This is a genomic window from Nonomuraea maheshkhaliensis (assembly GCF_039529435.1).
GTDB lineage: Bacteria > Actinomycetota > Actinomycetes > Streptosporangiales > Streptosporangiaceae > Nonomuraea > Nonomuraea maheshkhaliensis.
In genome coordinates this window covers 84773-107694 of the sequence record NZ_BAAAMU010000024.1, presented here as the reverse complement: position 1 = coordinate 107694, position 22922 = coordinate 84773, and the positions used below count along the sequence as shown (strand labels likewise).

General features: G+C 70.8%; 29 protein-coding genes. 16 read left to right on the top strand and 13 right to left on the bottom strand.

The features are described 5' to 3' along the window. The 3 genes from ABFX54_RS18765 to ABFX54_RS18755 all read right to left on the bottom strand — a co-directional run. The coding region (locus ABFX54_RS18765; protein WP_346106429.1) for a hypothetical protein at positions 1-190 on the bottom strand (190 nt) is incomplete at its 3' end. Continuing rightward, the gene (locus tag ABFX54_RS18760) at positions 187-993 is read right to left on the bottom strand and encodes a DUF3097 domain-containing protein (protein ID WP_346106427.1); all 807 of its coding nucleotides are present in this window, start codon (positions 991-993) and stop codon (positions 187-189) included. The genes ABFX54_RS18765 and ABFX54_RS18760, both read right to left, overlap by 4 nt. 17 nt (positions 994-1010) lie before the next feature. Further along, positions 1011-1517, bottom strand: a complete 507-nt coding sequence (locus tag ABFX54_RS18755) for a hypothetical protein (RefSeq protein ID WP_346106425.1) — start codon at positions 1515-1517, stop codon at positions 1011-1013. 553 nt (positions 1518-2070) lie between these two features. On the opposite strand from ABFX54_RS18755, the gene hrcA reads away from it, so the two are divergent. From hrcA to ABFX54_RS18740, 3 genes are read left to right on the top strand one after another with little or no spacing between them, the layout of a single operon-like run. Beyond that, complete coding sequence (gene hrcA, locus ABFX54_RS18750; protein ID WP_106235455.1) at positions 2071-3084, top strand: heat-inducible transcriptional repressor HrcA; 1014 nt, start codon at positions 2071-2073, stop codon at positions 3082-3084. A gap of 11 nt (positions 3085-3095) precedes the next feature. After that, positions 3096-4238, top strand: a complete 1143-nt coding sequence (dnaJ, locus tag ABFX54_RS18745) for a molecular chaperone DnaJ (RefSeq protein ID WP_346106423.1) — start codon at positions 3096-3098, stop codon at positions 4236-4238. Then, positions 4235-4960: a 16S rRNA (uracil(1498)-N(3))-methyltransferase gene (locus ABFX54_RS18740; RefSeq protein ID WP_346106421.1), complete on the top strand. Its 726-nt coding sequence runs from the start codon at positions 4235-4237 to the stop codon at positions 4958-4960. Before dnaJ ends, ABFX54_RS18740 begins: the two co-directional genes overlap by 4 nt. Positions 4961-5101: 141 nt before the next feature. Here ABFX54_RS18740 and ABFX54_RS18735 read toward each other — a convergent pair whose 3' ends face one another. Both ABFX54_RS18735 and ABFX54_RS18730 read right to left on the bottom strand, forming a co-directional pair. Beyond that, positions 5102-5758: a hypothetical protein gene (locus ABFX54_RS18735; RefSeq protein WP_346106419.1), complete on the bottom strand. Its 657-nt coding sequence runs from the start codon at positions 5756-5758 to the stop codon at positions 5102-5104. Next, complete coding sequence (locus tag ABFX54_RS18730) at positions 5755-6267, bottom strand: SigE family RNA polymerase sigma factor (protein ID WP_080047132.1); 513 nt, start codon at positions 6265-6267, stop codon at positions 5755-5757. Before ABFX54_RS18730 ends, ABFX54_RS18735 begins: the two co-directional genes overlap by 4 nt. 279 nt (positions 6268-6546) lie before the next feature. Between ABFX54_RS18730 and ABFX54_RS18725 the strand changes: the two genes are divergently transcribed. From ABFX54_RS18725 to era, 8 genes are all read left to right on the top strand, one after another. Then, positions 6547-6891 (top strand): histidine triad nucleotide-binding protein, encoded by a 345-nt coding sequence (locus ABFX54_RS18725; protein ID WP_106235463.1) that lies wholly within the window; start codon positions 6547-6549, stop codon positions 6889-6891. Between the two features lie 117 nt (positions 6892-7008). Next, positions 7009-8049 (top strand): PhoH family protein, encoded by a 1041-nt coding sequence (locus ABFX54_RS18720; protein ID WP_346106417.1) that lies wholly within the window; start codon positions 7009-7011, stop codon positions 8047-8049. Continuing rightward, complete coding sequence (ybeY, locus tag ABFX54_RS18715; RefSeq protein WP_346106415.1) at positions 8046-8522, top strand: rRNA maturation RNase YbeY; 477 nt, start codon at positions 8046-8048, stop codon at positions 8520-8522. Before ABFX54_RS18720 ends, ybeY begins: the two co-directional genes overlap by 4 nt. Further along, positions 8519-9814, top strand: coding sequence for a hemolysin family protein (locus tag ABFX54_RS18710; protein WP_346106414.1), 1296 nt, complete (start codon positions 8519-8521; stop codon positions 9812-9814). Before ybeY ends, ABFX54_RS18710 begins: the two co-directional genes overlap by 4 nt. 319 nt (positions 9815-10133) lie before the next feature. Continuing rightward, positions 10134-10766 (top strand): hypothetical protein, encoded by a 633-nt coding sequence (locus ABFX54_RS18705; protein ID WP_346106412.1) that lies wholly within the window; start codon positions 10134-10136, stop codon positions 10764-10766. Between the two features lie 9 nt (positions 10767-10775). After that, complete coding sequence (locus ABFX54_RS18700; protein WP_346106410.1) at positions 10776-11087, top strand: cytidine/deoxycytidylate deaminase family protein; 312 nt, start codon at positions 10776-10778, stop codon at positions 11085-11087. A gap of 7 nt (positions 11088-11094) precedes the next feature. Beyond that, positions 11095-11571, top strand: a complete 477-nt coding sequence (locus tag ABFX54_RS18695; RefSeq protein ID WP_346106409.1) for an NUDIX domain-containing protein — start codon at positions 11095-11097, stop codon at positions 11569-11571. 17 nt (positions 11572-11588) lie between these two features. Then, entirely contained in the window at positions 11589-12497 is a 909-nt protein-coding gene (era, locus tag ABFX54_RS18690) for a GTPase Era (protein ID WP_346106407.1), read from the top strand. 54 nt (positions 12498-12551) lie between these two features. On the opposite strand, the gene ABFX54_RS18685 is transcribed toward era, so the two are convergent. Genes ABFX54_RS18685 through ABFX54_RS18655 form a run of 7 tightly spaced genes read right to left on the bottom strand, consistent with a single transcriptional unit; the run spans position 12552 to position 17753 of the window. Continuing rightward, positions 12552-13010 carry a hypothetical protein gene (locus tag ABFX54_RS18685; RefSeq protein ID WP_346106405.1) on the bottom strand — a complete coding sequence of 153 codons (459 nt, stop codon included), beginning with the start codon at positions 13008-13010 and terminating at the stop codon, positions 12552-12554. Between the two features lie 54 nt (positions 13011-13064). Then, positions 13065-13832: an urease accessory protein UreD gene (locus ABFX54_RS18680; protein WP_346106403.1), complete on the bottom strand. Its 768-nt coding sequence runs from the start codon at positions 13830-13832 to the stop codon at positions 13065-13067. Continuing rightward, positions 13832-14506 carry an urease accessory protein UreG gene (gene ureG, locus ABFX54_RS18675; RefSeq protein ID WP_346106401.1) on the bottom strand — a complete coding sequence of 225 codons (675 nt, stop codon included), beginning with the start codon at positions 14504-14506 and terminating at the stop codon, positions 13832-13834. Before ureG ends, ABFX54_RS18680 begins: the two co-directional genes overlap by 1 nt. A gap of 17 nt (positions 14507-14523) precedes the next feature. Next, entirely contained in the window at positions 14524-15375 is an 852-nt protein-coding gene (locus tag ABFX54_RS18670; RefSeq protein ID WP_346106400.1) for an urease accessory protein UreF, read from the bottom strand. Continuing rightward, positions 15375-17150: an urease subunit alpha gene (locus ABFX54_RS18665; RefSeq protein ID WP_346106398.1), complete on the bottom strand. Its 1776-nt coding sequence runs from the start codon at positions 17148-17150 to the stop codon at positions 15375-15377. The genes ABFX54_RS18670 and ABFX54_RS18665 overlap by 1 nt, the downstream gene beginning before the upstream one ends. Then, entirely contained in the window at positions 17143-17454 is a 312-nt protein-coding gene (locus ABFX54_RS18660) for an urease subunit beta (protein ID WP_346106396.1), read from the bottom strand. The genes ABFX54_RS18665 and ABFX54_RS18660 overlap by 8 nt, the downstream gene beginning before the upstream one ends. Further along, positions 17451-17753 (bottom strand): urease subunit gamma, encoded by a 303-nt coding sequence (locus tag ABFX54_RS18655; protein WP_106236048.1) that lies wholly within the window; start codon positions 17751-17753, stop codon positions 17451-17453. Before ABFX54_RS18655 ends, ABFX54_RS18660 begins: the two co-directional genes overlap by 4 nt. 198 nt (positions 17754-17951) lie before the next feature. Between ABFX54_RS18655 and urtA the strand changes: the two genes are divergently transcribed. The 5 genes from urtA to urtE are packed head-to-tail and all read left to right on the top strand — an operon-like array spanning position 17952 to position 22491. Then, positions 17952-19157, top strand: coding sequence for an urea ABC transporter substrate-binding protein (gene urtA, locus ABFX54_RS18650; protein WP_346106394.1), 1206 nt, complete (start codon positions 17952-17954; stop codon positions 19155-19157). Between the two features lie 2 nt (positions 19158-19159). Next, on the top strand, positions 19160-20008 hold the full coding sequence (urtB, locus tag ABFX54_RS18645) for an urea ABC transporter permease subunit UrtB (protein WP_346106392.1): 849 nt from the start codon (positions 19160-19162) through the stop codon (positions 20006-20008). A 48-nt stretch (positions 20009-20056) separates the two neighbouring features. Further along, on the top strand, positions 20057-21091 hold the full coding sequence (urtC, locus tag ABFX54_RS18640; RefSeq protein WP_346106391.1) for an urea ABC transporter permease subunit UrtC: 1035 nt from the start codon (positions 20057-20059) through the stop codon (positions 21089-21091). After that, positions 21075-21824: an urea ABC transporter ATP-binding protein UrtD gene (urtD, locus tag ABFX54_RS18635; protein ID WP_346106389.1), complete on the top strand. Its 750-nt coding sequence runs from the start codon at positions 21075-21077 to the stop codon at positions 21822-21824. The genes urtC and urtD overlap by 17 nt, the downstream gene beginning before the upstream one ends. Beyond that, positions 21802-22491, top strand: coding sequence for an urea ABC transporter ATP-binding subunit UrtE (gene urtE, locus ABFX54_RS18630; protein ID WP_346106387.1), 690 nt, complete (start codon positions 21802-21804; stop codon positions 22489-22491). The genes urtD and urtE overlap by 23 nt, the downstream gene beginning before the upstream one ends. A gap of 38 nt (positions 22492-22529) precedes the next feature. On the opposite strand, the gene ABFX54_RS18625 is transcribed toward urtE, so the two are convergent. Then, on the bottom strand, positions 22530-22922 hold a 393-nt coding region (locus ABFX54_RS18625), incomplete at its 5' end, for a tetratricopeptide repeat protein (protein ID WP_346106386.1).

Genomic DNA, 22922 nt, shown 5'->3' with positions numbered 1-22922 from the left:
CGGGCTGCTGGCCGTACCCGGGCTGGCCGTACCCGGGCTGGGAGCCGGGCTGCTGCCCGTACCCGGGCTGGGAGCCGGGTTGCTGGCTGTAGCCGGGCTGGGGGCCGGACGCCGGGGGTGGGATATCGGCGGGGGAGATCTTCTTGGTGGCGTCGTCATCGGGCGGCGGCTGGGGCGGGTCCTGGCTCATGGGGCCTCCGTAACGAAGTCGATCAGTTCCTCGACCCGGCCGAGCAGTTCCGGCTCCAGGTCCGTGTACGTCGAGACGGCGCCGAGAATGCGCCGCCACGCCTGCGCCGGCTCCACGCGCCAGCCCAGGGCCGCGATCACGCCCTCCTTCCACGGCACCCCGCGCGGCACGTCGGGCCAGGCGGGGATGCGCAGCACGGACGGTTTGACCGCCTGCCAGATGTCGATGTACGGATGCCCCACCACGAGCACGTCCGGCGAGGTGATCTCGGCGGCGATCCTGCTCTCCTTGGAGCCGGGCACCAGGTGGTCCACCAGCACGCCCAGCCGGCGCCCCGGCTCCGGGCCGAACTCGGCCACGATGGCGGGCAGGTCGTCCACGCCTTCGAGGTATTCGACCACGACCCCCTCGACCCGCAGGTCATGACCCCAGATCTTCTCGACGAGGGCGGCGTCGTGGACGCCCTCCACGTAGATCCGGCTCTGCCTGGCGACCCTGGCCCGCAGCCCTTCCACGGCGATGGAGCCCGAGGCGCTGCGCCGGGGCGCGGCGGGGGCGGCGGCGGGGCGTACCAAGGTCACCGGCTTGCCCTCCAGCAGGAAGGCGGCGGGCGCCAGCGGGAACAGGCGGCGCTTGCCGAACCGGTCTTCGAGCGTGACGGCCTCCTTGTCACAGGCCACCACGGCGCCGCAGAAGCCGCTGTCGGCGTCCTCGACGACCAGATCGATCTCGGCGGGCACCTTGGGGATCTTCCCCTTGCCCGGCCGACGCCAGTTTCCCGCCAGAACATCGCCCTCGTACACACGGGGACCGTAGCAAATCACCCGCTGACCGCAAGGCGCTTGCGGGCGCCACTCCGGCGTACCAGGACGACGACCGTGCCGGCGACGGCGGCCAGCAGGCCCGCGCCGGGCAGCAGGAACAGCCCCGCCAGCCCGCCGGTGACGCCGCCCAGGCTGGACAGGACGTCGCGGCCGACGCCGTAGCGGACGGTGGCCTGCTCCTGGTTGGTGCAGGTGAGCCGGTAGTCGCCCTTGGCCGGCGCGTTGATCACGAGGATCTCCTGCCAGACGGTGTCGCCCCAGGTGACGCTCTGGTTTCCGGGGACCTTGGCGAGCCTGGCCTGGCCGGGGCCGCCGGAGATGGCGCAGTCGTAGGAGATGCGGGCGTCGCTGGCGACGTAGACGGCGGGTTTGTCGGCCGGATCGACCGACACCGTGATGCTCTCGCCGGGCGCGAACGTCTTCGTCGGCGCCATGTCCGCCACGCTGCTCACCAGGCCGCCGCCGAACAGGGCCACGCCCGCCACCACGCACACCAGGAACACGCCCCAGGCGGCGGCGAGCCACCACAGGCTGGGCTTTATGGCTTTGGAGTCGATTCGTGGTGGAAATTGGGCCTGTTGGCCGTATTGTCCGTACTGGGGTGGCGGGCCGAACTGGGTGGGCTCACCGTACTGCGGCTGCTGCCCGTAGGGCGGAGGCTGTCCGTACGGGGGCTGCCGTCCCTGCGGCGGCGGCCCGTAAGGCGGTTGCCCGTACGGTGGCTGTCCGTACGGTGGCTGATCGGGGCCAGGGCCGGGTTGCGGCCCGGAAGGCGGGCCGGGTTGCGGCCCGGAAGGCGAGCCGGGTTGCGGTCCGTATTGAGGAGGTTGCGGCTGACCGTGGTGAGGCCCCTGCTCAGACGGGGGGCCGTACGGCGGGGGCTGAGAATCGTCGGTCATGCTCGCCAGTCTGAGGCCTGTCGCTCACACCACGCCAGCAGCAGGATGGGACCCGCTGTTATCGCACCTTGTGGGCGAGAGCCGTACACTTGGCACTCGGGAACACAGAGTGCTAGACACCGCGTTCCTGACAGAGACAGAGGCAGGAGGTGAGCACGTGCTCGACGAACGTAAGCTGGCTGTGCTCAGAGCCATTGTCGAAGACTACGTGTCCACCAACGAACCGGTGGGCTCCAAAGCGCTCGCCGAGCGCCACAACCTGAAGGTCTCCCCCGCGACGGTCAGAAACGACATGGCCGCGCTGGAGGAGGAGGGCTACATCACCCAGCCGCACACCAGCGCGGGCCGCGTGCCGACCGACAAGGGCTACCGCCTGTTCGTCGACCGGCTCTCGCAGGTGAAGCCGCTGTCCGGGGCCGAGCGCAGAGCCATCGAGACGTTCCTGGCCGGCGCGGTCGACCTCGACGACGTGGTCACCCGCACGGTCCGGCTGCTCGCGCAGCTGACCCGGCAGGTCGCGGTCGTGCAATATCCGACGCTGACCCGCTCGACGGTCAGGCACGTCGAGCTGGTCCCGCTGAGCGACCGGCGGGTCATGCTCGTGCTGATCACCAACACCGGCCGCGTCGAGCAGCGCGTGGTCGAGCTGCCCGAGGTGGTGGAGGACGCCCGCATCGCGCACCTGCGCGCGGTGCTCAACTCCTGCCTCGACGGCTGCGGCCTGAGCAGCGTGCCCGACCTGGTCGCCGACCTGCCCGAGCGGCTGCCCCTCGAAGACCGGCCCGTGGTGGCCACGGTCCTGTCGGTCCTGCTCGAGACGCTGGTCGAGCGGCACGACGAGAAGATCGTGTTCGCCGGCGCGGCCAACCTCGCCGGCGCCGACTTCACCACCGGCCTGCGCGACGTGCTGGAGGCGCTGGAGGAGCAGGTGGTCCTCATGCGGCTGCTCGGCGAGACAACCTCAGACACCCCGTCCGCGCTCACCGTGCGCATCGGCGCGGAAAACCCCTACCTGCGGGGGACATCCATCGTCGCGACCGGATACGGTTCTGGCGACAACCAACTGGCCCGGCTCGGCGTACTCGGGCCGACCAGGATGGACTATCCCGTGACGATGGGCGCCGTACGCGCGGTGGCACGCTACGTCAGCCAGATCCTGGCTGCATCATAAGAGGTCGATAAGTGGCAAACAGCGACTACTACGCCACCCTCGGGGTGCGCCGTGACGCGAGTCAGGACGAGATCAAGAAGGCCTACCGCCGTCTCGCCCGTGAGCTGCACCCCGACGTGAACCCCGATCCTGAGACCCAGGAGCGGTTCAAGGAGATCACGCAGGCCTACGAGGTGCTCTCCGACCCCAACAAGCGCCAGATGTACGACCTGGGTGGCGACCCCTTCGGCGGCGCGGGAGCGGGCGCGGGCGCCGCGGGCGGGTTCGGCGCGGGCTTCCCGTTCAGCGACATCATGGACGCCTTCTTCGGCACGGCCGCCGGCGCCCGCGGGCCGCGCTCACGCGCCCGCAGGGGCCGCAACGCCACCATCAGGGTGGAGCTCGACCTGCGCGAGACGGCGTTCGGCACCACCCGCGAGCTGGCCGTCGACACGGCCGTGCTGTGCGAGGTGTGCCACGGAGCCGGCGCCGCGCAGGGCACCCACCCCGACACCTGCGACATGTGCAACGGGCGCGGTGAGATCTCCCAGGTCACCCGCTCCTTCCTGGGCCAGGTCATGACCTCGCGGCCGTGCCCCCAGTGCGGTGGTTTCGGGACGATCATCCGCCACCCCTGCCAGGAGTGCTCAGGCGACGGCCGGGTGCGCACCCGCCGTACGATCAAGGTCCGCATCCCCGCCGGCGTCGAGGACGGCACCCACATCCAGCTCGCCGGCGAGGGGGAGGTCGGTCCAGGCGGCGGCCCGCCGGGAGACCTCTTCCTGGAGATCGTCGAGCGGGCCCACGAGATCTTCGAACGGCGCGGCGACGACCTCCACTGCACCGTGCAGATCCCGATGACGGCCGCCGCGCTGGGCACCGTGCTGGCGGTGGAGACGCTCGACGGCTCCGAGGAGGTCGACGTCCGCCCCGGCACCCAGTCCGGCCAGGTCATCACCATGTACGGCCGCGGCGTGCAGCGGCTCAACGAGTCCGGCAGGGGCGACCTGCTCATCCACGTCAACGTCGAGACGCCGACCCGCCTCGACACCGCCCAGGAAGAACTGCTCCGCGAGCTGTCCAGGCAGCGGGGTGAGGAGCGCCCGCCTGGCAAGTTCGCACCGGGTCAGCAGGGTTTTTTCTCCCGCCTGCGTGACGCGTTCAACGGCCGGTGACGGCGCCCGTCTTCCTGGCTGAGGCGCTCGACGGCCCCGAGCTGACGCTGGATGGGCCCGAGGGGCGGCACGCCGCCTCCGTACGACGGCTGCGCGCCGGTGAGCGGGTCGATCTGACCGACGGCGCCGGCACGGTGGCCGAGTGCGTCGTACGCGAGACGCTGAAGGACGCGCTCAGGCTCGACGTGCTGCGCCGCTACCGGGTCGAGGCGCCAGGGCCCCGGCTCGTCGTCGTCCAGGGGCTGCCCAAGGGTGACAGGGGCGAGCTGGCGGTCGAGATGATGACCGAGGCCGGGGTCGACGTGATCGTCCCGTGGTCGGCCGCGCGCAGCATCACCCAGTGGAAGGGTGACAAGGTCGCCAAGGCGCTCGGCCGGTGGCGTGCCACGGCTCGTGAGGCGGGCAAGCAGGCCCGCCGCTTCCACCTGCCCGAGGTGACCGACCTCGCCACCACGGCCCAGGTCGAACGGCTGCTCACCGGGGCGGACCTGGGCCTGGTGCTGCACGAGGAGGCGGCTGAGCCGCTGTCGAAGGTCTCGCTGCCCGCGAGCGGCGACATCGTGATGGTCGTGGGGCCTGAGGGCGGCGTCTCGGAGGACGAGCTCGCCCGGTTCGGGGCGGCCGGGGCGGCGCCGGTGCTGCTGGGGCCGACGGTGCTGCGTACGTCCACGGCGGGGGTCGCGGCGGCGGCCGTGCTGCTGAGCCGTACCGGACGCTGGTGAGGCCGCGCGAACCGCGCAGGCCGTGAGAGGAATCGCGCAGGCCGTGCGAGCGTGCCCGCGACGCTGCGGGCGGGGCATGGGGGTGTGACCGCGACGCTGCGGTCGTGACGATGTGCGGGTGGTCCGGCCGGCTCAGCCGGGTCAGGGCACCGTGGCGTCGGAGGTGTCCTGCAGCGGGCTGCCCAGTTCCGCGGGTGTCTCCATCGCGTCGTCTGACGGCGGGCACTCCTCGGGCGGGCAGGCCGTGGGCGGCGCGCTCGTCTCCTCCGACGTCGGCGTCGGAGTGGGCGTCGGTGACAGCGTAGGACAGTCGGCGGGAGGCTCGGCCTGCTCGGTCAGGGTCGAGGGGCAGTCGGTGGGCGTCGGGCTGGCCGACGGGGACGGCCTGCTGGTCGAGCCGGCCTTACGGCTGGTGCGCGGGGTCGGCGGCTTGGGGGTCTCGGGGATCACGACCGCGGGCGGGTCGCTGGTCCGCTCCGGCGGCGGAGGCTGCACGGAACGGGTGGTGGAGGAGTTGGAAGGAGCCTCGGAGGTCGTCTCGTTGTCGATGGGGGCGGCCGGAATCTGGTCGATGATCTGGGAGCGCAACGAGGGAACGGCCATCACGATCGTTCCCGCCACCAGCAGGGCGCTGGCGGCGGCCGCGCCCGCTCGCCACCAGAACAGATTGCGCACTCCACGCCGCTCGATGCGGCCACGGATGATCTCCAGTCCTTCCGGCGAGGGTACGACCGCGTCCGCCTCCGCGCGGAGCGCACGACGCAGGAGGTCGCCGTACTCGTCGGGGGGCTGGCTCATGACATCTTCTCCAGGACCGATCGCAACGCGGCCATACCACGTGCCGTGTGGCTCTTGACCGCGCCCTTGCTGATCCCCATGGCGTGGGCGATCTCAGCTTCGGACAGATCACCGTAGTAGCGTAGAACCAGTGCTTCTCTCTGTCGGGTCGGCAGGGCTCGTAACGCCTCGATGACGGCGGAGCGTTCCAGCTCGCCGATCGCGCCGTTCTCGGCGCTCGGGGCGTCAGGCAGGCCCTTGGGGGCGTATTTCTCGACGACCGCGCGGTGACGCAGCACGGACCGGGACCGGTTGACGACGGATTGACGCAGGTAGGCGAGTGCTTTGTCGGGGTCACGCAGTCTGCGCCAGGCGCCATGGATGGCGACGAACGCATCCTGCACGACTTCCTCGGCTGTTGCAATGTCGCGCACCAGCAACACGGCGAGACGTACCAATGACCGGAAGTGCGCGCTGTACAGCGCCGTCACGGCCATGTCGGCATCCCACCCGACCGGCACCGCCCCCATCGACCTGTCGGCCAGGAGGGTTTCGGTGGTCACATCAGTGGGACGCGCGGCCTTCCCAGAGGGTTTACGCTCTTCCGGTTCTTGAGGTTTCCCCGGTTCCTTAGGGTGCATTACCCAGTCGTGTCCTCGCCAGGTGGCGCTCGCCCGACCCTGAATCGTCTTCTTTTAGCTGTAGTGTCGCACACTCACCCTAACCTCGTTGATCTTCCTACGCACGACACAGCTGATTACCGATTCGCAACGGACTTGCCGGCGGTGAGCGCTCGATAGGGTGATCGGGTGAGCGATTGCCTCTTCTGCAAAATCGTCGCCAACGAGATTCCCGCTGAGATCGTCTACGAAACCGGCAGGACCCTCGCCTTCCGCGACGTGAATCCGCAGGCTCCCACGCACGTGCTCGTCATCCCGAAGGAGCACCACGCCGACGCCGCGGCGCTGGCCGCGGCCGACGACGGGCTCGCCGACGAGGTGCTGAAGTCGGCGCACGAGGTGGCCGTGCTGGACGGGGTGTCCGGAAGCGGCTATCGCATCGTGTTCAACACCGGGGCGGGCGCCGGGCAGACCGTCTTCCACGTCCACGCCCACGTCCTGGGCGGGCGCGATCTGGGCTGGCCGCCCGGATAACGGACACCTCCGGCCTCAGGTGGTGATATTGGCGCGAGCAATCGGCCAGGTCCCGGCTACGATGGGCGGAGAAGCACACCGAAAGAGACCGGGAGGCATCAGGCCGCTGGCCTGCCCATGTCCGAACTACACGAATCCCGACGCACAGCACCTCCTTCGCGCACTCAGGCGAAGGTGCTGATTCCGGACGAATACCCGATGGTCAGCCTCCTGGGCTCCCGTGACGAGCTGCTCCGCGTCATCGAGGGTGCCTTCAGGGCCGACATCCACGTGCGTGGCAACGAGATCACCGTCACCGGCAGCCCCGATGAGAGCGGTGCCGTCGTGCGCCTCTTCGAGGAGCTCGTCGAGATCCTGCGCAGCGGCGGTGAGCTCACCCCCGACGCGGTCGAGCGCAGCATCGCCATGCTGCGCATGACCTCCGACCGTCCAGCCGAGGTGCTCTCCCTCGACATCCTCTCCTCGCGCGGGCGGACCATCCGCCCCAAGACCGTCAACCAGAAGCGCTACGTCGACGCGATCGACAACCACACGGTCGTGTTCGGCATCGGCCCGGCCGGCACCGGCAAGACCTATCTCGCGATGGCCAAGGCCGTGCGGGCGCTGCAGGAGAAGCGGGTCAACCGCATCATCCTCACCCGGCCGGCGGTCGAGGCCGGTGAGCGGCTCGGCTTCCTGCCCGGCACGCTCTACGAGAAGATCGACCCCTACCTGCGCCCGCTCTACGACGCCCTGCACGACATGGTCGACCCCGACTCCATCCCCAAGCTCATGGCCGCGGGCACGATCGAGGTCGCGCCGCTGGCGTACATGCGCGGCCGCACCCTCAACGACGCCTTCATCATCCTCGACGAGGCGCAAAACTCCTCGGCCGAGCAGATGAAGATGTTCCTCACCCGGCTGGGATTCAACTCCAAGATCGTGGTGACGGGCGACGTCACCCAGGTCGACCTGCCCTCGGGCACGGTCAGCGGCCTGCGGGTGGTGCAGGAGATCCTGGAGGGCATCCCCGACATCCACTTCGCCCGCCTGAGCAGCGCCGATGTGGTCCGGCACAAGCTGGTCAGCGAGATCGTCGACGCCTACGGGCGCTACGATGCCACGCAGGCCGCCCAGGAGCCGAAGGCGATCCAGCAGCGGGGGAAGCGACGGCCATGAGCATCGAGATCAACAACGAGTCCGGGGTAGGGGTCGACGAGGAGAGCATCGCCGCCCTGGCCGCTCACGTGCTCGCCGAGATGGGCATCAACCCGCTCGCCGAGCTGTCCATCGTGGTCGTCGACGAGGACGCCATGGCCGAGCTGCACGAGAAGTGGATGGGCGAGCCCGGCCCGACCGACGTGCTGGCGTTCCCGATGGACGAGCTGCGTCCAGGGGGCGGCGCGCGCGGCGAGGGCGACGGTCCCGCCGATCCGGCCCTGCTCGGTGACGTCGTGCTCTGCCCGCAGGTCGCGGCCAGGCAGGCGGAGGACGCAGGTCACAGCGCGGCCGACGAGCTGGAGCTGCTGTGCACCCACGGCATCCTCCATCTGCTCGGCTACGACCACGCCGAGCCGGAGGAGCACAAGGAGATGTTCGGACTGCAGTCCCGGCTCCTCGAGTCGTGGCAGGAGGTGCGCAACCCGCGGTGAACGCCTGGTTGCTGTCGGTCATCGCACTTGTGATCATCGGTGGCCTGATCGCCAGCGCGGAAACGGCGCTGACGCGCATCTCCAGGGTGCGTGCCGAGGAATACGCGCGTGAAGACAGACGCGGCGCCGCGCGGTTGCAGGCGATCGTCACCGACCCGCCGCGCTACCTCAATCTGCTCCTGCTGCTGCGGCTGAGCTGTGAGCTGGTCGCGACCGTGATCGCGACGCTGCTCTTCATCGACCTCCTCGACGACCAGGGCTGGGCCTACTTCTGGGCCGCGGTCGTGATGATCGTGATCAGCTACGTCGTGGTCGGCGTCATGCCGCGCACGCTGGGGCGCCAGCACGCCGAGCCGGTCGCGCTGGCCAGCGCCCCCATCGTGTACGGCCTGACCCGCATCTTCGGCCCCCTGCCCAAGCTGCTCATCCTGCTCGGCAACGCGCTCACCCCCGGCAAGGGCTTCCGCGACGGCCCGTTCACCTCGGAGGCCGAGCTGCGCGACCTGGTCGACCTGGCCGAGGAGCGCCGGGTGATCGAGCCCGACGAGCGCGAGATGATCCACTCGGTCTTCGAGCTGGGTGACACGCTGGTGCGCGAGGTCATGGTGCCGCGCACCGACATGGTCTACATCGAGCGGGGCAAGACGATCAGCCAGGCGCTGTCGCTCGCGCTGCGCAGCGGCTTCTCCCGCATCCCGGTCGTGGGCGAGAACGAGGACGACGTCATCGGCATCGCCTACCTCAAGGACATCGCCCGCAAGATCCACGAGTCGGGTGACAGCGGGGGCAAGGAGCCGGTCGAGTCGATCATGCGTCCGGCCGCGTACGTGCCCGAGAGCAAGCCCATCGACCAGCTCATGCGCGAGATGCAGGCACGGCAGATCCACATCGCCATCGTCATCGACGAATACGGCGGCACCGCCGGCCTGGTCACGATCGAGGACGTCCTGGAGGAGATCGTCGGGGAGATCACCGACGAGTACGACCAGGAGGCCCCGCGCGTGGAGTCCATGCCGGACGGCGCGCTGCGCGTGACGGCCCGCATGCCGGTGGACGAGCTGGCCGAGCTGTTCGACACCGAGATCGAGGTGGACGACGTGGAGACCGTGGGCGGGCTGCTGGCCCACGCGCTCGGCCGGGTCCCGATCGCCGGGTCGCACGCGGAGGTGGGCGGGCTGTCGCTCACGGCCGAGAGCCTGGCCGGGCGGCGCAACCGGATCAGCACGGTGGTGGCGCGGCGGATCACGCCGCCCGAGGACGAGGCGGTCCCGGCCGCCGCCGAACGCGAATGACCAGGCCCGCGTCGCCTCAGGGTGGTGCGGCAAGCGTTCTACAAGTCTTCTGCAAGCCGCGTCCGCCATTCTCATTTCACGACATCCAGTGCGGTGGGTGTCAAAGGGGAAGGGTCCTAAGGCCGGGTGGGGTTCGCGGCCGAAGGACACTTCCCGGGGGGACGACAACGTCCTGGCCGGGGGACCGGCCGCGACGTTGCTCGGCGTAAAGGGTGTTCTCATCCGGAAATCGGATGAGGGCACCCTTTTTGCGCTTCGGTGGCCACTCCGGTGGATTGCCGTCTTCGCAGGTGGGGGAGGCTGCGAAGCAGGAGGGATCATGAAACGCGTACCGGGGGTCATCGCCTGCGCACTGCTGGCCGGAGTCCTGGCGGGATGCGGCGGCGGGGGAGCCGAGAGCTTCCTCGACGCCCGGGCCATGGCACAGCTGCGCGAGGTGCTCACCAAGAAGCCACCGCTGCCCGACGGCTTCACGCCGCGACCCGAGCAGGCTTGGCGGATGCCGTTCGGGCAGGCGGACAGGAACTGCAGGGCCGTGCTGGAGCCGGCCGGCGGACACGCGCCGGCGCAGGCGCTGAAGGCCCAGGCGGCGGTCAGCTACGACGGCGACGGGCTGGGCGAGCAGGCCGGGGTGGCCCTGGCCAGGTACGCGAACGAGGAGGCGCGCGGGCACCTCGACAAGCTGGCCAAGGCCATCGACTCCTGCCGTTCCGTGCACACCTCCAGCGGCACCGACCTGAGCGTGCGGACGCTTCCCGTGCGCGACGCGGGTGACGAGGCCGTGGGGGCGCGGCTGCACGGGCGGCTGAACGGCTACCCGTACGCGATGGACGTCGTCGTGTCCCGGGTCGGCGACACGCTCGTGTCCGTGGTGCACACCGGGATGAACGACGTGGACGCGGCGCGTACCCGCAAGGTGGTCGAGGCGGCGATCTCCTTGGTCAGCGCCTAATCTGGACCAGTGAACCCTGAAGACAGCAAGATCATCACGCTGGCCCGTGCCGCCAGGGCGCGCAACGGCTCCGCCGAGGGGGCGGCCGTCCGCGACGAGACCGGCCGCACCTACGCGGCGACCGACGTCTCCCTGACCGCGCTCAAGCTGTCGGCGGTGCAGGTGGCGGCGGCCATGGCGATCTCCAGCGGCGCGCGGTCCCTGGAGGCGGCGGCGCTGGTCAGCGAGGGCACGCCGAGCCCCGACGACGAGGCGGTGGCCGCCGAGCTGGGCGTCGGCAAGCTGCTCGTGGCCGGTCCCGACGGCACCCTGCGAGGCTGACGTGCCGATGTCGCCCTTTCTGGCGAGCCTGCGGAAGAAGATCGGCAACGATCTGCTCATGCTGCCGTCGGTGTCCGGGTTCGTGTTCGACGACGAGGGTCGGCTGCTGCTGGCCCGCCACGGTGACGTGGGCCTCTGGGCCGCTCCGGGCGGCGGGGTCGATCCGGACGAGCGGCCTGAGGCGGCCGTGGTCAGGGAGCTGCGCGAGGAGCTCGGCGTCGAGATCGAGGTGCGCGGCCTGATCGGCGTGTACGGCGGCCCCGAGTTCCGCACCCGCTACCCCAACGGCCACCAGGTCGCCTACGTCATCGCCGCCTACGGCTGCGCGCTGGCCCCCGGCTCGGGCGAGCCGCGCCCCGACGGTGACGAGATCAACGACTACCGGTGGGTGTCCGAGAGCGAGCTGCCCGGCTACGAGACGACGGCGTGGACGCCCGGGGTGGCGCCGACGGCGTTCGCCTGGTGGCGTGAACAGGCTCGATGATGGGACAGAATGCACATGTGACTTCGCCAGACAACCATCGCGCCGGATTCGCCTGCTTCGTGGGGAGGCCGAACGTCGGCAAGTCCACGCTGATGAACGCCCTGGTCGGCACCAAAGTGGCGATCACCTCGTCCAAGCCCCAGACGACCAGGCGCGTCATCAGGGGCATCGTGCACCGGCCCGACGCCCAGATCATCATCGTCGACACCCCCGGCCTGCACCGGCCGCGCACGCTGCTCGGCGAGCGGCTCGACAGCCTGGTGCTGTCCACGCTGACCGAGGTCGACCTGATCGGGTTCTGCGTGCCGGCCAACGAGCCCATCGGCAAGGGCGACCGGTTCATCGCCGACAAGCTGTCCGCGGTGAAGAAGACCCCGGTCATCGCGGTGGTGACCAAGTGCGACCTGGCGAGCAAGGAGCAGGTCGCCGAGCAGTTGCTGGCGGTGTCGCAAGTGGCCGAGTTCGCCGCCGTCGTGCCCGTGTCGGCGCAGTCGGGCGAGCGGCTCGACGTGCTGGGCGACGTGATCATCGAGCACCTGCCCGAGTCGCCGCCCCTCTACGAGGGCGGCCAGCTCACCGACGAGCCGGAGCAGGTGCTGGTCGGCGAGCTGATCAGGGAGGCGGCGCTGGAGGGCGTACGCGACGAGCTGCCCCACTCGATCGCCGTGGTCGTCGACGAGATGATGACCCGCGAGGGGCGTGACGACCTGCTCGACATCTACGCCCACATGTTCGTCGAACGGCCCTCGCAGAAGGCGATCGTCATCGGGCACAAGGGGGAGCGGCTGCGCGACGTCGGTACCAGGGCCCGCAAGCAGATCGAGGCCCTGCTGGGCACCCGGGTCTATCTCGACCTGCGGATCAGCGTGGCCAAGGACTGGCAGCGCGACCCCAAGCAACTGCGGCGGCTGGGCTTCTACGACTGATCCCGGCTCGGGGCGGGTCCGGCTCCGGCTGGGCTCGGTTTCGGCGGCGGCGTGTCAGCGGCGGCCGATCAGGGCCATGAACGCGAGCAGGACGATCGCCAGCGCGCAGGCCAGCGCCGCGAACCATCCGAACCTGATCACCGGCTCGATCGACAGCAGCTCGCCGAAGTTGATGGAGACGCGGTCGCGCAGCCCGCTGCCCTCGGTCACGAACAGCACCAGCACCAGCACGGCCGCCCCGCCGGGTACGATCGCCAGAGCCGCCAGCCTCGGGCGTGACAGCAGGCCGGCCAGGCCGCAGCCCAGCGCCGCCAGCCCGGCGATCAGCGTGTAGACGCCGAACGCGTCGTCGACGCCGCGCATGTCACTGGCCACCCCGGCGCCGATCAGGCCGCTCGTCGCCTGCAGCCCGGCCCAGGGCAGGACCGCGCAGAACACGAGGAGGGCTCCGGCGGCGATCACGGCCAGCGGATAGCCACGGCGCAGCTTCGGGTGGGCGGGTGCGACAGCCATACGATCACTGTAAGCCGGGAGGCGCGCCGCTCTCCACCGTACGCAACGGAGTCGTCACCACGGCGTGGCGCCGGTGGCCGGCTCATCCGCCACAGCCGTGCGCTCGCCCCACTCCAGCCGAGATCGCAGTTGTACGGCGTCCTTGGCGAGTGCGGACACCAGCGTGCCGGGACCGGCCAGCGGCAGCACCGCGACGCCTTCGGCCACGGCCGGCTCTTTGGCGCGGGCGGTCAGGAAGGTGGTGCCGACGCAGCGCGCGGGGCCGTAGACGGCGGGGGAGGAGTCGAGGTCCGGGTCGCCGGCCGTGAACTCCTGCCTGAGCAGCGGCAGGCCGTCACGGGTGACGTCGAAACGGGAGCGGCAGCGGCCGGACCGCTCGCCGTGGCGGCCGAAGACGATCTCCTCCCGCCAGAACGCGCTCGCGCCGTCCTCCAGCGTGAGCCGGACCAGGAGGCGGTGCGCGCAGCCGGCGGCGAGCACGGTCGGCTCCGGGGCGAAGCGGAGCGTCCCGCCCGCGCCCACGTGGGCGGTGACCAGCAGCTCGGACTCACCCGGGCCGGGCAGGACCAGAGTGGCGGCGACCGAGCCCAGCTCCAGGGTGGTGCCGGGGGCGACGTACAGGTCGAGCGCGAGCAGGTCGCCGCCGAGCGGGCCCGCGGCGGTGGAGACGAGGTGGACGGTGTGCGGCCCCGTCTGGCGCAGCGTCAGCGGCGGCGCCGAGGCCAGACGGCTCACCACGGTACGGCCGTCACCGGCCCGCGAGGTGGCCACGGCGGCACTCGCCCGCATCACCCGCCGGGTGCTCGCCGGTGGTGGTGGCATTACGAGACGGGGGCCGCGTGGGTGTGGGACCAGTCGCGTACCTGCTCGGAGACCCAGGCGGCGACCTCGGCGGCGGTGGGTTCCTGGCGGATCGAGGTGAAGTGCACCGGCCGGTCGCCGCGCACCGCGGCCGCGTCGCGGGCCATCACGTCGAGGTCGGCGCCCACCATCGGGGCCAGGTCGGTCTTGTTGATCACCAGCAGGTCCGCGCTCGTGACGCCGGGGCCGCCCTTGCGCGGGACCTTGTCGCCGCCCGACACGTCCAGCACGAAGATCTGCCGGTCGGCCAGCCCGCGGCTGAACGTGGCCGTCAGGTTGTCGCCGCCGCTCTCGACGATCACCAGGTCGAGCGGGCCGAAGTGGTGTTCCAGGGTCTCCACGGCGTCGAGGTTCGCGGCGATGTCGTCGCGGATGGCGGTGTGGGGGCAGCAGCCGGTCTCTACGGCGAGGATGCGCTCCTGGTCGAGCACGCCCGCGCGGCGCAGGAAGTCGGCGTCCTCCGTGGTGTAGATGTCGTTGGTCACCACGCCCAGGGACAGCGACGGGCCGAGGGTCCGGCAGAGGGCCGCCACCAGGGCCGTCTTGCCGCTGCCGACCGGTCCGCCGATGCCCAGGCGCAGCGCGCGGCCGCGGCCGTCGGGGGCGTGGTGGTGGTCGTCGTGATTGGCTCCCATGAAGGGGTCCTTTCGTCTCAGGAGATGAACAGCCGTACCTCGGCTCGGGCGTGCTGTTCGGCGAGGAGATCGAGGGCGGGCGCCGAACAGGCGGGAAGCGCCTCCAGCGCCGCCAGGGCCGCGAAGGGATCGGCGATCGTGGAAGGTCCGGCGCCGGACGCGCGGTCGGCTCTGCTCCCGTCGGTGGTGCGGCCGGACGCAGGACCGGTTTGGGTCGCGTCGGTGGTGCGGCCGGACGCCGGGCCGGCGTCGGAGGTGAAGCCGGACGGCAGGCAGGCCCGGGTGGCGACGGCGGTCAGGTCGGAATCAAGGCCCGCCAGTACGGCGTGCACGGCCACCGGGTCGAGGCCCAGCAGCCGGACCGCCGCCGTGGCCGGCCCGGTGACCGCGTGGTAGGCCGCCGCCAGCGCCGCCTCCTCGGGCGTGACCCCGGCCGCGTGTGCCGCCGCGCCGAGGGCGAGCGGGTGATGCGGGCTCGGAATCGCCCGGGCGAGCTCGTCCAGCACGGGGGACGGCCAGATCCGGCGGGCCACCCGCAGCAGCAGCCGGCCCTGAGTGCGCGAGGCCTCCCGCTGCGCCGGGGAAGCGGTCCTGGCATCCACCTCGGCGTCCAGCGCCTCCCACGAAACGTCCAGCGTCTCCCACGAAACCGCGCCGGCATCCCCGATACAGGACGCGTGCGCGCAGGAGGCGGCGGTGAGGGCGGCGGCGACCGTGCCGGCCGTGCGCAGCCGTCCGCGCAGGAAGTGCGCCAGTGAGGGCACGTCGTGCACCGCCCCCGACGCGACGGCGCGTTCGGCGCCGCCGGAGTGGGCATGACCCCCGGCCGGGAGCCGGGAGTCGGTGAGGAGGAGCAGGGCGGGCCGCATCAGAAGAGGAAATAACGCTGGGCCATGGGCAGGGCGGTGGCGGGCGCGGGTTCGACGAGGTCGCCGTCGATGCGGACCTCGAACGTGTCGGGGGCCACCTCGATGCGCGGCAGCGCGTCGTTGAGCGGCATCGCGGACTTGCCGCGCCCCCGTACGTCCGCCACCGGCGCGAGGCGGCGGCGCACCGCGAGCCGGTCGGCCAGCCCCGACTCCACGGCGGCGGGCGAGACGAAGTGCAGCGAGGTGGCCGCGGCGGTGACCGGCGCGGCGCCGAACATGGGGCGGGGGAGCACCGGCTGCGGCGTCGGGATCGAGGCGTTGGCGTCGCCCATCTGCGCCCAAGCGACCACGCCGCCCTTGAGCACCAGGTCGGGCTTGACCCCGAAGAAGGCCGGGTCCCAGAGGACCAGGTCGGCGAGCTTGCCGGGCTCGACGGAGCCGACGTCGGCCTCCAGGCCGTGGGCGATGGCCGGGCAGATCGTATATTTCGCGATATAGCGGCGGGCGCGCAGGTTGTCGGCGGGCCCACCCAGCGAGCCCCGCCGCGCCTTCATGGTGTGCGCCGTCTGCCACGTACGGATGATCGTCTCGCCGATCCTGCCCATGGCCTGCGAGTCCGAGCCGATCATGGAGATCGCCCCGAGGTCGTGCAGGATGTCCTCGGCGGCCATCGTCGTCGGCCGGATGCGCGACTCGGCGAAGGCCAGGTCCTCGGGGATCGACGGGTTGAGGTGGTGGCAGACCATCAGCATGTCGAGGTGCTCGTCGAGCGTGTTGACGGTGTGGGGCCTGGTGGGGTTGGTGGACGACGGCAGCACGTTGGGATAGGCCGCGACGCGGATGATGTCGGGCGCGTGCCCGCCGCCCGCTCCTTCGGTGTGGTACGCGTGAATCGTCCGGTCGCCGATGGCCGCGAGCGTCGACTCGACGAAGCCGGCCTCGTTCAGCGTGTCGGTGTGGATCGTGACCTGCACGCCGGCGGCCTCGGCGACGCTCAGGCAGGCGTCGATGGCGGCCGGCGTGGTGCCCCAGTCTTCGTGCAGCTTGAAACCGGAGGCGCCGGCCCGCAACTGCTCGTGCAGGCCCTCCTCGCTGACGGTGTTGCCCTTGCCGAGCAGAGCGAAGTTCAGCGGGTAGCCGTCGAGCGACTCCAGCATGTGGGCGAGGTACCAGGTGCCGGTGACGGTGGTGGCCTTGGTGCCCTCGACGGGCCCGGTGCCACCGCCGACGATCGTGGTGACGCCGGAGCCGATGGCCTCGTCGAGCAGTTGCGGGCAGATGAGGTGGACGTGCGAGTCGACGGCCCCGGCGGTGAGGATCTTGCCGTTGCCGGCCAGCACCTCCGTGGACGGCCCGATGACCAGATCGACGCCGTCCATCGTGTCGGGATTGCCGGCCTTGCCGATGCCCATGATCCGGCCGTCGCGGATGCCGACGTCGGCCTTGATCACACCCCAGTGGTCGAGGATCACCGCGCCGGTGATGATCAGGTCGGCCGCGCCCTCGGCGCGGGTGGTCCTGGCCTGGCCCATGGACTCGCGGATGACCTTGCCGCCGCCGAAGACGGCCTCGTCGCCGTGCCCGGCGGGGCCCGCGGACCGGTCCTCGGTGACCTCGACGAACAGGTCGGTGTCGGCCAGTCGGATCCGGTCGCCGGTCGTGGGGCCGTAGAGCGCGGCGTAACGGGCGCGCGTGATGGCGGTCCCCTGGGTAGCCGGCCCGTGCGTGGCCGGCCCATCGGCGGTGGGCCCGTGTGCGGTCGGCTGGTCAGTCATCGAGCGGCCCCGCCCATTCCGGGCGCAGCCCCGGCACCACCCGGTTCCCCGCCAGCGGCACCAGCGTCACGTCCCGTTCGACGCCGGGCTCGAACCTCATCGCCGTCCCCGCCGGCACGTCGAGCCGCATCCCCCACGCCGCCTTCCTGTCGAACTCCAGCCCCGGGTTGGCCGCGGCGAAGTGGTAGTGGGAGCCCACCTGCACCGGCCGGTCGGCCGTGTTGACCACCCGCAGGCTCACCCGCTCGCGCCCCGGGTTGAGCACGATCACGCCCTCGGGATGCACGTATTCGCCCGGGATCACGGGATCGGCCTGTGCACGGTGACCAGCTTCGTGCCGTCGGGGAAGGTGGCCTCGATCTGCACGCTGTCGAGCATCTCCGGTACGCCCTCCATGACGTCGGCCCGGCCGAGCACCGACCGCCCGGCCTCCATCAGGTCGGCCACACTGCGCCCGTCTCTGGCCCCTTCCATGAGGAAGGAGGCGATGACGGCGGTAGCCTCGGGGTGGTTGAGCCGCAGGCCCCGGGCCTGGCGCTCGCGCGCGACCCCGGCGGCGACGTGGATGAGCAGCCGTTCCTGCTCGTGTGGGGTTAGCCGCATGGCCGGACCATAGAAACCGGCCGTTTCCACGGCGTTGCCGGAGCATGTCGTGTTGGTTTCGCCCTGCGGCGAAGCAGGGCATGACGGTTTTTGTGCGATTGTGAACGCTTGGCAATCGCCAATTAACAATCGGGATCTTCTGGCGAAATGTCGCCGAGTCACCTTTCTCGCAGAACCGGTCGGCAGGAAGGAACGGCTGTGCGCATCTCCCGCCCGATTGTCTCCGCGATCCTCCTCTTAACCCTCGCGGCCTGCGGGTCCGACGCCGAACCCGCCGCCCAGTCCAGCGAGATCAAGGTCGGACTCCTGCACTCGCTCAGCGGCACCATGGCGATCAGCGAGGTCACCGTGCGCGACGCCGAACTGCTCGCCATCGAGGAGATCAACAAGGCCGGCGGCGTCCTGGGCAAGAAGCTCGTCCCGGTCGTGGAGGACGGCGCCTCCGACTGGCCCACGTTCGCCGAGAAGGCCACCAAACTGATCAGGCAGGACAAGGTCGCGACCGTCTTCGGCGGCTGGACCTCGGCCAGCAGGAAGGCGATGCTGCCGGTCTTCGAACGCTACAAGGCGCTGCTGTGGTATCCGGTGCAGTACGAGGGGCTGGAGAGCTCGCCGTACATCTTCTACACCGGCGCCACCACCAACCAGCAGATCATCCCCGGCCTCGACTACCTCAAGGAGCAGGGCAAGAAGAAGCTGTTCCTGGTCGGCAGCGACTACGTCTTCCCGCGCACCGCGAACAAGATCATCAAGGCGTACGCGGCCGCGAACGGGATGGAGATCCTCGGCGAGGAGTACACCCCGCTCGGCCACACCGAGTACTCCACCCTGGTCAACAAGGTCACGGGCGCCAAGCCGGACGCGGTCTTCAACACCTTGAACGGCGACTCGAACGTGGCCTTCTTCAAGCAGCTCAAGAGCGCGGGAGCCACGGCGGAGAGCATGCCGGTGCTGTCGGTGAGCATCGCCGAGGAGGAGGTCACCGGCATCGGCGTGGACAACATCGTCGGCCAGCCGGTCGCCTGGAACTACTACCAGACCACCGAGACCCCGGCCAACGAGGCGTTCGTCAAGGCGTACAAGGCCAGGTACGGCGCTGGCAAGGTCACCAGCGACCCCATGGAGGCCGGCTACAACGCCGTCTACCTGTGGGCCGAGGCGGTCAAGAAGGCCGGCACGACCGAGGTGGAGGCGGTCAAGAAGGCCGCCCCGGGCATCGCGCTCGAACGTCCTGAAGGGCTGGTCACCATCGACGGCGAGAACCAGCACATGTACAAGACCGCCCGCATCGGCATCATCCAGCCCGACGGCCTGATCAAGCAGGTGTGGGACTCCGGCAAGCCGATCAAGCCGGACCCGTACCTGAAGGGCTATCCCTGGGCCGCGAGCCTTTCAGCGGGGTGACGATGACGGCGTTCGTCAACCAGCTGCCGATCGGGCTCTCGATCGGGGCGGTGCTGCTGCTCATCGCGCTCGGCCTGACGTTCACGTTCGGGCAGATGGGCGTGATCAACATGGCGCACGGGTCGTTCATCATGGCCGGGGCCTACACCGCGTACCTGCTGCAGGACTTCGTCCTGGCACTGCCGGCGGCCTTCGTGGTCGCCGGCGCCATGGGGCTGGTCCTGGAGCGGCTGGCGATCAGGCACCTGTACGGCCGGCCGCTGGACACGCTGCTGCTCACCTGGGGCGTCAGCCTGGTGCTGCAGCAGCTCGCCCGCGACCTGTTCGGCGCGCCCAACGTGCAGGTGACCGCGCCCTCCTGGCTGTCGGGAGGCGTGGGCATCCTGCCCTACAACCGGCTGTTCATCATGGGGCTCGCGGTGGCCGGCGTGGTGGGGGTCTGGTTCTACCTCACCCGCACCGGGCTCGGCCGCAGGACCCAGGCGGTGGTGCAGAACCGGCAACTGGCCGCCACGAGCGGGATCGACACCGGACGGGTCGACATGCTGACCTTCTTCATCGGATCGGGGCTGGCCGGCGTCGCGGGCGTGGCGGTGACGCTCATCGGCCCGGTCGGGCCCGCGCTCGGCGACTACTACATCGTGGACGCCTTCCTCGTCGTCGTGGCCGGCGGGCTCGGGCAGCTGCGCGGGGCCGTGCTCGCGGCGCTCGGGCTCGGGCTGCTCAACTCCTACGCCGAGTTCTGGTCGGACGCCTCGCTGGCCAAGGTGATCGTGTTCGCGGTCATCATCGCGTTCCTGCAGATCAGGCCACAGGGCATGTTCGTGCTCAGGTCGAGGGCACTCACATGATCGGGCGTCAGAGGATGCTCACGTGATCGGGCGTCAGGGGGTGTTCACATGATCAGACGTCATCTGCCCTTCGCGACCGTGGCCGTGATCGCGCTGGTGGCCGCGCCGCTGCTGCTGGAGCCGTTCCGGCTGGGGCTGCTCGCGAAATACCTCTGCTACGCGATCGTCGCGCTCGGGATCGGGCTGGCCTGGGGCAAGGGCGGCATGCTCACGCTCGGCCAGGGCGTCTTCTTCGGGCTCGGCGGCTACTCCATGGCCATGTACCTGAAGCTCACCGAGGCCGGAGCGGGCGGATTGCCCGACTTCATGGTGTGGAGCGGCGTGGAGACGCTGCCCGCCCTGTGGGTGCCGTTCGCGAACCCGGTCTTCGCGCTCGGCATGGCCGTGCTCGGGCCGGTGGCCATCGCGCTGATCCTGGGCACGCTCGTCTTCCGGCAGCGGGTACGGGGGGCGTACTTCGCGATCCTCACCCAGGCGCTGGCCGCCGCCATGGTCATCCTGCTGGTCGGGCAGCAGGGACTGACCGGCGGCACCAACGGGATGACGAACTTCTTCGAGCTGTTCGGCCAGGACCTGGCCGAGGACTCCACCCAGCGCGGCCTCTACCTGGTCGTGGCGAGCGTGCTCGGGGTGCTCTACCTGGCCACCCGCCAGCTCGTGAACAGCCGCTACGGCCGCCTGCTCGTCGCGGTCAGGGACGGCGAGGACCGGGTGCGCTTCCTCGGCTACGACCCGGCCCTGGTCAAGACCGTCACCTTCGCCGTCTCGGCGGGCATGGCCGGGCTGGCGGGCGCGCTGTTCGTCCCGGTCGTCGGCATCATCTCGCCCGCGCTGCTCGGCGTCGTGCCCTCGCTGGAACTGGTCGTCGCGGTGGCCGTGGGCGGCCGGCACGCGCTGGCCGGCGCCGTGCTCGGCGCGGTCGTCATGGGGTACGCCAAGACGGCGTTCAGCGAGCAGTTCGCCGACGGCTGGCTCTACCTGCAAGGAGCCCTGTTCATCCTGGTGATGACGCTCGCGCCCAAGGGCATCGCCGGAATCAGCCGAAGCATCGCCGGGAGGCTGCGCCATGCTAGAGCTACGTGACGTCCAGGTGATCTTCGACGGCTTCCGCGCGCTCGACGGCGTCGACCTGACCGTGCCCGAGGGCGAGCTGCGCTTCCTCATCGGGCCCAACGGGGCCGGCAAGACCACGCTCATCGACGTGATCACGGGCCTGACCAGGCCGGCGGCGGGCAGCGTGCGGTTCGGCGGCGCGGACCTGGTCGGCAGGAAGGAGCACCAGATCGTCCGGATGGGCGTCGGGCGCACGTTCCAGACCTCGGTGGTGTTCGAGGCGCTCACCGTGGTCGAGAACCTCGACCTGGCCGCCACCTTCCGCAAGCCCCTGTGGTCGCTGACCCGGCGGCGCGACGGCGTGTCGGAAGCGGTCGAGGAGGCCCTGGTCAGGACGGGTCTCGAAGAGCTCGCCGAGCGTTCAGCGGGCGTTCTCTCGCACGGCCAGCGCCAGTGGCTGGAGATCGGCATGCTGCTGGCGCAGCGGCCGAAACTGCTGCTCCTGGACGAGCCGGTGGCCGGCATGTCCAAGGACGAACGCGAGCGTACGGGCGAGCTGCTCACCGAGATCGCCGACGACCACACGGTGATCGTGGTGGAGCACGACATGGAGTTCCTGCGCCGGCACGCCTCGGTGGTGACCGTGCTGCACGAGGGCAAGGTGCTCGTCGAGGGGTCGGTCGACCAGGTCAGCGCCGACCCCCGGGTGCAGGAGGTCTATCTGGGGAGGAGGGCCAGCGATGCTGTCGGTAACCGGCCTTGAGTCGGGGTACGGAAGGGCGCGCGTGCTGTTCGGGGTGTCGCTGGAGGTCGGCCCCGGCCAGCTCGTGTGCGTCATGGGACGCAACGGGGTCGGCAAGACCACGCTGCTCAACACCGTCATGGGGGTGCTGCCCGCGACGGCGGGCACGGTGACGTTCGACGGCCGCGACGTCACCAGGCTCAAGCCGCACGAGCGGGTGCGGCTGGGCATGGGGTACGTGCCGCAGGGCCACCAGTGCTTCCCCCAGCTCTCGGTGCTGGGCAACCTGCTCGTCACCGTCGAGGCCGCCAAGCAGCCCAGGAGCGCCGTGGACGAGGCCCTCGACGTCTTCCCCGCGCTCAAGCCCCTGCTCAAGCGGAGCGCCGGGCACCTGTCGGGCGGCCAGCAGCAGCAGCTCGCCATGGCCCGCGCCCTGGTGACCAGGCCCAGGATGCTCATCCTCGACGAGCCGACCGAGGGCATCCAGCCGTCGATCATCGTCGAGATCGAGGCGGCCATCGAGCGGCTGCACGCCTCGGGGCTGGCCGTGCTGCTGGTGGAGCAGTACCTGGACATCGCGCTGCGGCTGGCGGACACGTTCGTCATCCTCGACGGCGGCCACGTCGTGCGCACGGGGGCGGCAGGGGACCTGCACAAGGAGGACGTCCGCCGGCTGCTGGCCGTCTAGCGGGCTCACCCGCGTGGCGTCCCCTGGGCGCCGGTCGTCTAGCGGGCCACCTGCGCGAGCAGGGCGCGGGCGTTGCCGGCGGCCTGGCGGTCGCCGGCTCGCTCGAAGACCTCCAGCGCCGTGCTCGCCAGCTCCCGCGCCCGTTCCGTCGCGCCCTCCGCCCGGTTCACCCGGGCGAGCCCCAGCAGGGCATGGGCGTCGAGCAGGCGGTCACCGAGGCGGACGGCGATGCCGCGGGCCCGCTCGGCGGCGGCCCTGGCCTCGGGCTTGGCGCCCTGCGCCAGGCGTACCGCGGCCAGGTCGAGCAGAGTGTCGGCCTGCCGGTGCCGGTCGCCCAGCTCGGTGAGGTGATCGACGGCGCGGGTCAGGTGGGCGGCGGCCTCGTCGAGGCGGGCGGGCCGGCGCAGCACCGCGCCGAGCACGCTCTCCGC